At 38.2% G+C, this 6,748-nt stretch carries 7 protein-coding genes; 6 read left to right on the plus strand and 1 reads right to left on the minus strand.

All coding sequences use genetic code 11. The features are described 5' to 3' along the window. Nucleotides 1-206: 206 nt before the first annotated feature. A complete protein-coding gene (locus FJR06_RS22100) occupies nucleotides 207-1,955 on the minus strand; it encodes a M61 family metallopeptidase (protein ID WP_168652282.1) in 1,749 nt (582 codons plus the stop codon). A 271-nt stretch (nucleotides 1,956-2,226) separates the two neighbouring features. Here FJR06_RS22100 and FJR06_RS22105 point away from each other — a divergent pair, with 271 nt between their 5' ends. From FJR06_RS22105 to FJR06_RS22130, 6 genes are all read left to right on the plus strand, one after another. Beyond that, the gene (locus FJR06_RS22105; RefSeq protein ID WP_015080831.1) at nucleotides 2,227-2,664 is read left to right on the plus strand and encodes a DUF29 domain-containing protein; all 438 of its coding nucleotides are present in this window, start codon (nucleotides 2,227-2,229) and stop codon (nucleotides 2,662-2,664) included. Between the two features lie 173 nt (nucleotides 2,665-2,837). Next, the gene (locus FJR06_RS22110; RefSeq protein ID WP_041458081.1) at nucleotides 2,838-3,050 is read left to right on the plus strand and encodes a hypothetical protein; all 213 of its coding nucleotides are present in this window, start codon (nucleotides 2,838-2,840) and stop codon (nucleotides 3,048-3,050) included. A gap of 225 nt (nucleotides 3,051-3,275) precedes the next feature. Further along, on the plus strand, nucleotides 3,276-4,520 hold the full coding sequence (locus FJR06_RS22115) for a GNAT family N-acetyltransferase (RefSeq protein WP_168632167.1): 1,245 nt from the start codon (nucleotides 3,276-3,278) through the stop codon (nucleotides 4,518-4,520). Beyond that, nucleotides 4,498-4,998, plus strand: coding sequence for a Holliday junction resolvase RuvX (ruvX, locus tag FJR06_RS22120; RefSeq protein ID WP_051155191.1), 501 nt, complete (start codon nucleotides 4,498-4,500; stop codon nucleotides 4,996-4,998). Before FJR06_RS22115 ends, ruvX begins: the two co-directional genes overlap by 23 nt. A 180-nt stretch (nucleotides 4,999-5,178) precedes the next feature. Beyond that, nucleotides 5,179-5,751 (plus strand): DUF3727 domain-containing protein, encoded by a 573-nt coding sequence (locus FJR06_RS22125; protein WP_015080827.1) that lies wholly within the window; start codon nucleotides 5,179-5,181, stop codon nucleotides 5,749-5,751. A 197-nt stretch (nucleotides 5,752-5,948) separates the two neighbouring features. Next, nucleotides 5,949-6,473, plus strand: a complete 525-nt coding sequence (locus FJR06_RS22130; RefSeq protein ID WP_015080826.1) for a YqeG family HAD IIIA-type phosphatase — start codon at nucleotides 5,949-5,951, stop codon at nucleotides 6,471-6,473. Nucleotides 6,474-6,748: the final 275 nt, after the last annotated feature.

Genomic DNA, 6,748 nt, shown 5'->3' on the forward strand with positions numbered 1-6,748 from the left:
TCAGGAGTCAGGAGTCAGGAGTCAGGAGAAAGGAGAAAGAAGAAAGAAAGAAAGAAAGAAAGAAGAAAGAAGAAAGAAAATTTCTTCACCTCTCTCTTCTCTGTTAGATCAAACATAATAATCTGGAATATTTCATCCTGTTAATCCTGAAATCCTGTACTTCGACTTCGCTCAGTAACCAGACATCCTGATTCAGACAATTAATATTACTGAATACTCGACAAAGGTACACCTAACCACCCGGCAAAATTCTCCATTTCTGTGAAAGAAGGATTTTCCACAACTTTAAGTTGATACTTACTAGGAATTGATGCAGCTAGAGTCACAGAATAAGTCCGCAATTCATCTTGATGAAAAACAGTAACTTGGATAGAATCATTTTCCTGGTAATCCTTCAAGCGTTCATTTAATTGATTTCCCACCCTAATCCTATCAATCGCTAACAATTCATCCCCAGCATCAATTCCCGCAAATTGTGCCGGTGAACCCGCTTCCACAAACTTAATTATCTCCCGTCCATTTTCAGTATTTATCCTCACACCCAAATAAGGTTCTTCATTCTTTTCCTCAACTAATTGCAAACCAAAAGGTTGTAAATATTGATTAAAAGGTAAATCTTCCAAACCATGAAGATAGCGTTTAAAGAAATCTCCTAAATCCATACCCGCTACAGACTCAATCACACCCTCTAATTGTTCGGGAGTATAACCAACTTCGTCCTTTCCAAACTTCTCCCACATTTGCCGCATTACATCATCCAAAGAACGCTGATTCCCGTGATGAACGCGAATTAATAAATCTAATAAAAGTGACACCATTTCCCCTTTGATATAATAGGAAATTTGAGAATTACCACTATTAGCATCTGGACGATAAAGTTTAATCCAAGCATCAAAACTTGACTCCGACAAAGGTTGAACTTTTCGTCCTGGAGTCATCAAATATCTGGTAATTTCCTTACTCAAATAGTTTAAATATGCCTTGGTATTATAAATACCTGCCCGTAAAGGAATGATTAAATCATAATAACTGGTTGTTCCCTCGCAAAACCACAAAGATGGTGTATAATTTTCCTGATCATAATCAAACACTTCTAACCCCAAAGGACGAATTCTTTTAACATTCCATAAATGAAAGAATTCATGGGCTACCAATTGCAAAAATGGCTCATATTTATCCACAGTCCGAAATCCAAACTTTTGATAAATTAAAGAACAAGAATTTTTATGTTCTAAACCACCAAAACCCTGCTGAAGCAAATGCAGAAAAAATACATATCTGTCATAAGGTAAACCACCAAACATTTGTGATTCTACCTCAATAATTTTTTGGCAATCAGCAATCATTTGTTCTGGTTGAAAATTTCCTTTTCCCCAAACTGCTAATTCATGGGGTTTACCCAAAACTTCAAAATTATATAATTGATGACAACCAACTTCAAAAGGACTATCAACTAAAGTATCAAAATCTGCCGCTAAAAAAGTATTTACTGTTTCTGCAAATGTTGGTAAACTAGTAGTTACTTGCCATTGAGGGTTAGCAGGAATTACCCTTATCTGCATGGGAAAATTTTCCCAACCAGGGATTCTAAAAAACAAAGCTGCCCCATTAAAGTAACCGTGAGTAGCATCTAAATGATTTGTTCTTACTGTTAATTCATTAGCAAATACACGGTAAGGAATAGTTACTTCTGAAGTATTGCCTTTTTCTACTTGCCAATGATTTTTACTAACTTTATGCCAAGATAAGGGTTGATTATTCGCAAAAGCCGCAAAATCCTGTAAATGTCTGCCATATTCCCGCACCAAATATGAACCAGGAGTCCACACTGGCATTTTTAAATCGAGAACTGCTGACGGATAGTTAACAATGTGTAAAGTCACCTCAAATAAATGGGTTTCTGGTTGAGACATTTCCACCAAGTAATGAATTTGTGGAGAGAGTTCTAAAATCATTTTGTGTGTTGAGTTTTGATTTACTTATCCATAATCAACAGTCTATCGTTAATCGTCAAGTATAGGCATATAAAATTAATGATATGATGTGTTTATGATGATTTTATGTAAACCAAGATTATTGACTGATTTGTAAACCTACAATACTCTTAGAGTGGAGGTCTTTGCTGATTGTATCTAATCACAAAAGGATATTTTTTGTATAAGTTGTTAAAACAGTACCATCTTTTATGCAAGATTTGGGAAAAAACAAGCCAAGGAGTTATTAATTATGACAGTACCTTATGACGAACTGGTTTTTCAATCACCATATTTAGCTGTAGTAAAAGCAAAACAACTGCTAGAGGAGGGGAAAATGAAAGAAGTTGATGATATTTTAGAGAGTTTAGCCGAGTCTATGGGAAGATCAGAAAAAAGAGCAGTAATTAATCGCCTAACTCGATTGATACTGCATATAATTAAGTGGAAATGTCAACCGGAAAAACGTAGCGCTAGTTGGGTAATTTCTATTCGTTCAGCTAGGGCAGAAATTACTGCCAGTCAAGAAGAAATGCCAAGTCTCAATCGAGATTTTTTGGAATCAATTTGGAACAAGTGTTTTCTGGCTGCAAAACAGGATGCTAGAGATGAAATGGGTAAAAAACCAGATATTATTGCTTTAAGTTGGGATGAGGTTTTTAACGAAACTTATACACTTTGGGAGGATTAGAAAATTTCTATTTGGGAAAAAATCAGGTTATTTATCTTGATTTTTGGCTGTTCCCTCCTTCCCAATCATTACACTTCATTGCGAAATTAGGCAGTTAAGTAAAAAAAATGATAACTTCTGATCTAGTCTAGTAAAGCAATTACACCAAATTTATCAAGGAGAACCCAGTGGCAATGGAATCAAATGTACTAACGGGCGCAACTGTAGACAACCAAGATATAAGTGAATACGTTGCTCATCTACAAATGCACATGGCACTACAAGCTCGAAATCTGGTTCCCAACTTGGTTCCCAACTGCAAACAAACAATTCAAGATAGTCGTCAACAATTACTTCATCAAACCCAAGCCGACTTTGAAAAATTCGCTTCTCGCCAAGGTCTATAGATTTAAAAGTATTTTGAGTAGAATTATCCTAGAATAGAAGCAGGTATTGTGGTTTTCACCCCAAAGGTATAATCACGGTTTCTGCTTTTTATATTTTTTTTACGTGGTCACTTAAAAAAATCACTCTTTGGGAGCAAGACCTAAGAGAAAAAAAGCCGTTAAAATGATTGCAGCATCACATCACCAATCCTATTTTTTAAAGGTTAAATGGCGGCTTGAATCAACATGACTTCACTACTCCCTCGAAACCTCAGCGTTGTTATCCGACCAGTCCAACATAGGGATTTGGACGGAATTGATTGCTTAACTCAAGAATCATTGTCCCATCTTTCTCCCCAAGAAGCTGGTGCGGCCATGCGGCAAATGCAATGGCTACGACGCTGGTATGGGTTACTCAAATTCTTAAGTTGGTTTCCCAACCCATTACAGTATCGCTTCTGGGGCTATGTTGCCGAACAGGGACGGATACTACTGGGAATGATTCAAGTATCACCATTTAACCGAACCCGCAGCACTTGGCGAATTAATCGGGTAATGTTAGCAGGCACTGGCGACAGAATGGGAGTAGGTTCACAACTACTGCGCCATTGCTTTGAATCAATTTTAGAAGCGCGAACATGGATACTAGAAGTTAATATCAATGACGTTGATGCCTTAGCACTGTATCGCCACAATGGATTTCAACGGTTAGCAGAAATGACATACTGGGAAATTAGTCCCCAGTTATTAGCGGAATTAATTCAAACTGAACCAGATTTACCCAACCTCTTACCGGTGAGTAATGCTGATGCTCCGTTGCTATATCAACTGGATACAGCATCAATGCCACCTTTGGTAAGGCAAGTATTTGATCGACACACCCACGACTTTAAAACGACTTTGTTTGGGGCTATTATTGATGCTCTCAAGCAGTGGATGACAAAAACTGAAGTTGTGAGTGGTTATGTCTTTGAACCCCAGCGGAAAGCAGCCATTGGTTATTTTCAGGTGCAACTTGATCGCACAGGTGAAAATCCTCATGTAGCAACTCTTACAGTTCATCCGGCTTATACTTGGTTGTATCCTGAATTATTGTCTCAATTAGCCCGCATTGCTCAAGATTTTCCTCAACAAGGATTACAATTAGCTTCTTCAGATTATCAACCAGAAAGAGAAGAATATTTAGAGCGGATTGGGGCTAAACGCAAAGAACATACCCTGATCATGTCTCGCTCAGTTTGGCATAAACTGCGAGAATCGAAATTTGTCTCCTTAGAGGGGATTCAGTGGCAGGAAATGTTACAAGGACTACAACCAAGCCGGAAACCTATCCCTGGGGGGATGTCATGGATGCCGCAAACTCAGCAGGTGCATCCAGAAAGGGCTATACCAATGCAGTCAGAAATTGTGGCTTCTACTCATCAAAATCCTAACATGGATATACCCTGTCCATCAGATTCAGCCGCAGATGAATCCCAGGAGCAACAATAGCGTGATCTCTCAACAGCAATCAAAATCATTTATTTCCGCTTTGGGCGTGGATGTTGGTAGTAAACGCATCGGTTTAGCTGGATGTGATGGGACTGGGTTAATTGCTACGGGTATAACCACAATTGAGCGCAAATCTTTTGTTGAAGATGTGGAGAAAATTCAGCAAATAGTCAATGAGCGACAGGTACAAATCCTCGTTGTTGGTTTACCTTATTCAATGGATGGTACTATCGGGTTTCAAGCCCGTCATGTCCAGAAATTTGCGGCTAGATTGGCGGATGCGCTGAAACTTCCTTTAGAATATATGGATGAACGATTAACTTCTTATCAAGCAGAACAACTGATAATAGCTGAGAATCGCTCTCCATCAAGGAATAAGGGTTTAATTGATCGCAAGGCTGCTGCATTGATTTTACAACAATGGCTAGATGCTAGACGGAGTTCGGTACAGAGATCGGTAGCATTTACCGATGAGTGATCCCTTTTAAATGGTATTCTAAAAACTATTACAGATCATTTATTTGATCTTAATGATTTCAGTGTCTTTAGACCTGAGAGCGTCAGTTGGATCTCTCAATTTATGGTTGACATCGGCTGTCATTTAGCGGTTCAATGATTTCCATATATAAGAGTATTGTTACAGTTACATAATTCAGCTATGTATTCATCTCCACTTCCTGAAGACAATGATCACGATTCCGAAAGTTCTCTGATTTTAACAGATGAGCTAAAACGGACACTAGAATGTTACATTGAGCATACGCTCGATGTAGAGGGGGAAAAATATGTTCTCCTTCTGCCTATAGATGCACCAATAGAAATTTTTGCTTGGCAAGTTGATGGCGACGAAGAAGAAGCCGTCTTGGTGGAAGATGATGAGATCATTGACGAAATTTTCGGCACTGCTCAAGCGGTTCTTTCTGAGCAAAACTTGATTCTCAAGAATACTGCTTATGCCTTAACTGTAGCAGGTGAGTTGCCTCCTGAAGATGAATCAAAATTCTTTACTTTAGAACTTGAAGATGAAGAAAACGGTTTAGAACCAGAGCAATTAATGGAAATTGCCACTTTTTATCATGATGAACAGGAGTATGCAATTTATACTCCCCTTGATCCCCTGCTCTTTTTTGCGAGAATGACTAAAACGGGTGAACCAGAATTACTTTCCCCCGAAGAGTTTCGTAAATTTCAACCCCTCTTAGAAGAACATCTGTTTAATGAGCTTGATTAATTGGTAATTGGTAATTGGTAATTGGTGATTGGTAATTTAATTAATTACTGTTGCCTTTTACCTTTTGCCTTATTCAAAAATCTAAATTTAGTTAGAGTTTGCTTAATAAATCTAAACTTCAAATTTTTCTTTCTGACTCCTGACTCCTGAATGGGCTTAGTCCCTGCGCCCCTACCTCCTAGCCTTCACAAAAAATTATGACTCGCAACCATCTATTAGAGCCTAACTTGATTTTATCAGGTTCAGTATTAACGCTGACACCAGGTGTCATCCAACAATATGGGCTGAAAGGGCTAGTATTAGATGTGGATGAAACTTTAGTACCCATGACAACGAGTTCTACTTTCCCAGAATTGCAAGCATGGGTGGCAGAAATTCGGATTTGTACAGCACTATGGTTAGTTAGTAATAATTTAAGTGAAGCGCGAATTGGCGGTATTGCCCGTTCTCTAAATTTACCTTATTACTTGGGTGCGGCCAAACCCTCCCGGCGGAAAATTCGGGCGGCGTTGCAAGAAATGAATTTACCTGCACATCAAGTAGGTATGGTAGGCGATCGCTTGTTTACTGATGTTTTAGCCGGTAATCGCTTGGGAATGTTTACAATTTTAGTCGAACCAATCATCCATCCCGATTTTACAGCCCTCCGTTCCCATCCTATCCGCAATATTGAAGTTTGGATATCTGAGATATTAGGCGCATCTATTACAATTAAAAATTAAAAATTGTCAGCGAAAATTAAAAAATCTCGGCACGTCTGAGGATATTTCTGAAGCCAGAAAAAGATATTATCGCTTGATCAAAAATCCCCGACTTCTATTAATCTCAAAAGTCTATCATTTTAATTTCAAAATAACGTAGTATACTGGGGTTAATCGTATTTAACCGGAAGATGAAATACTTAACCCCAGAACAAGTTTATAAACAATGTAGTAAGTCTAGAATATGAAACGTATTGTCAAGAATCAGTTAACCGTTACGAGAATCGCTATTTTAG

Source organism: Dolichospermum sp. UHCC 0352, assembly GCF_009711925.1.
Taxonomy (GTDB): domain Bacteria; phylum Cyanobacteriota; class Cyanobacteriia; order Cyanobacteriales; family Nostocaceae; genus Dolichospermum; species Dolichospermum lemmermannii.

Coding starts and splice junctions, on each gene's coding strand:
- FJR06_RS22105 (WP_015080831.1), top strand. CDS start 2,227: ATGACAGTACCTTATGACGAACTGGTTTTTCAATCACCATATTTAGCT.
- FJR06_RS22110 (WP_041458081.1), top strand. CDS start 2,838: ATGGAATCAAATGTACTAACGGGCGCAACTGTAGACAACCAAGATATA.
- ruvX (WP_051155191.1), top strand. CDS start 4,498: ATGAATCCCAGGAGCAACAATAGCGTGATCTCTCAACAGCAATCAAAA.
- FJR06_RS22125 (WP_015080827.1), top strand. CDS start 5,179: ATGTATTCATCTCCACTTCCTGAAGACAATGATCACGATTCCGAAAGT.
- FJR06_RS22115 (WP_168632167.1), top strand. CDS start 3,276: ATGACTTCACTACTCCCTCGAAACCTCAGCGTTGTTATCCGACCAGTC.
- FJR06_RS22100 (WP_168652282.1), bottom strand. CDS start 1,955: ATGATTTTAGAACTCTCTCCACAAATTCATTACTTGGTGGAAATGTCT.
- FJR06_RS22130 (WP_015080826.1), top strand. CDS start 5,949: ATGACTCGCAACCATCTATTAGAGCCTAACTTGATTTTATCAGGTTCA.